2 protein-coding genes are annotated in these 1968 nt (G+C 62.2%); both read right to left on the bottom strand.

The features are described from left to right. Positions 1 to 268 precede the first annotated feature (268 nt). Complete coding sequence (locus tag AC1DVA_RS28005) at positions 269 to 1696, bottom strand: mannose-1-phosphate guanylyltransferase/mannose-6-phosphate isomerase (RefSeq protein ID WP_476808068.1); 1428 nt, start codon at positions 1694 to 1696, stop codon at positions 269 to 271. A 121-nt stretch (positions 1697 to 1817) separates the two neighbouring features. Next, positions 1818 to 1968 (bottom strand): integrase core domain-containing protein (locus AC1DVA_RS28000; RefSeq protein WP_476807981.1); only part of this gene is annotated, 151 nt, incomplete at its 5' end.

Here is a 1968-nt window from a genome sequence, read left to right as displayed (position 1 = left end):
ATAATTGGCCTTACAATCGTTAGCATCTTTCGACCACACTTTCGCCAAAGCGGCAGTTTGGCCTGTTGCGGCTGTACCATTCCGTATCTGCCCTTCGTTCGTTCAAAATTCGTGGAAAAGACTGGCCTATATATGCAATGTTGATTTTAGGAAACTGCTCGTTTCCAGTCAGATATTACATGTCTTTGCGAGATGGCCACAGTTGATCCCGCACGATCATCCGACCCGCGTTGGCCTGCATTCACTGGGTCCAACTACCTCATCCTAATCACGCCCTGGCATAGATGTCCTCGATGYGGACGATGTCGTCCTCGCCGGTATAGGAGCCGACCTGGACCTCGATCAGTTCGAGCGCGATCTTGCCGGGATTGGCGAGGCGGTGCGTGCAGCCGATCGGCAGATAAATCGACTCGTTCTCGTGGACGTAGGAAACCGTGCCGTCGAGCGTAACTTCGGCCGTGCCGGAGACCACGATCCAGTGCTCGGCCCGGTGGAAATGCTTCTGCAGGCTGAGCAACCCGCCCGGCTTGACGGTGATCCGCTTCACCTGGAAGCGCGTGCCCAGGTCGATGCGCTCATAGGAGCCCCAGGGCCGGTACATCCGCAGATGCTCGCTGGCCTCGCGCCTACCGTCGCGCTTCATCTGCTCGACCAGCGTCTTGACCTCCGCCGCACGCGCCTTGGTCGTCACCAGCACCGCATCGCGCGTTGCCACCACGACCGCGTCCTCGATTCCGATCACGGTCGTCAGGATCTCCTCGCTGCGCACAAGCGAGCCCTTTGTCCCCAGCGCGACCACCGGACCCTCGAGCACGTTGCCGTTCGCATCCTGCGGCTTGATGTCGTGGATCGAATCCCAGGAGCCGATATCCGACCAGTCGAAGCTCGCCTTCAGCACGCCGGCATGGCTCGTCTTCTCCATCACCGCGTAGTCGATCGAGACCTTGCGCGCCTGCGCAAAGCCCTCGGGATCGAGCCGCAGGAAATCGAGATCGCGCTTGGCGGCGCTGACCGCAGCGCGCGCCCCGCCGAGCACTTCAGGTGCATGGATCTCGAGTTCCTCGATCATCCGCGCCGCCGAGAAGACGAAATTACCGCTGTTCCAGAGGAAGCCCTGCTCGACATATTGCTTCGCCGTATGGGTGTCAGGCTTCTCGACGAAGCGCTTGAGGCGGCTGGCGCCAGGGACATCGAGCGCCGCACCGGGCTCGAGATAACCGTAACCCGTCGCCGACATTGTCGGCACGATGCCGAAGGTCATGATCAGCCCCGATGCGGCAAGCGCCGCAGCGTTGGCGCAATCATTGCGGAAACCCTCGACATCGCCAATGGCATGGTCCGCAGCCAACGCGACGCACAGCGCGCCCTCGGCCCGCGCATGCGCAATGAGGGAGCCGACCGCGACAGCCGCCGCCGAATCGCGCCGCTCGGGTTCGAGCACGATGTCGCCGCTGACGCCGACCGCCTGCATCTGCTCGGCGATCACGAAGCGGAAGTCGTGATTGGTGACCRCGATCGGGCGATCGAAGCCCGCCACCTTCACCCGCAGCAAYGTCGCCTGGAAGCTCGACAGCCCGTCATCGAGCAGGCCGATCAATTGCTTGGGCATCGAATCCCGAGACACCGGCCAAAGACGCGTGCCGGCACCGCCAGCCATGATCAGGGGAATGAGATTCGCGGTCGTCATGCTCGCCATATCTGCCTGATTGGGCGCACCTATCAGAGGCCAGCGCCGGATAACGTCTTCTCATAGCCAAGCAAGAAGCCTGCTGGAAGAGCGAGTTTGGCCTGCCCCCATCAGGTGGCCCGGTTCTAATCTAATGCATGGTGGGCTTGTCGGCCACGGTTGAGATGGCCGGCGAAGCGGGTTGGGTTTTCGTAGGCGGCCAGACCACAGCGACCGGTGCTGGCGGCTTGTAGCCGAGCGAGGAGTGCGGGCGCCGGGTATTGTAGTGCTGACGCCAGCCC

This window comes from Allobosea sp. P4_C6 (genome assembly GCF_056402015.1).
This window is presented reverse-complemented; position numbering and strand designations above follow the sequence as displayed.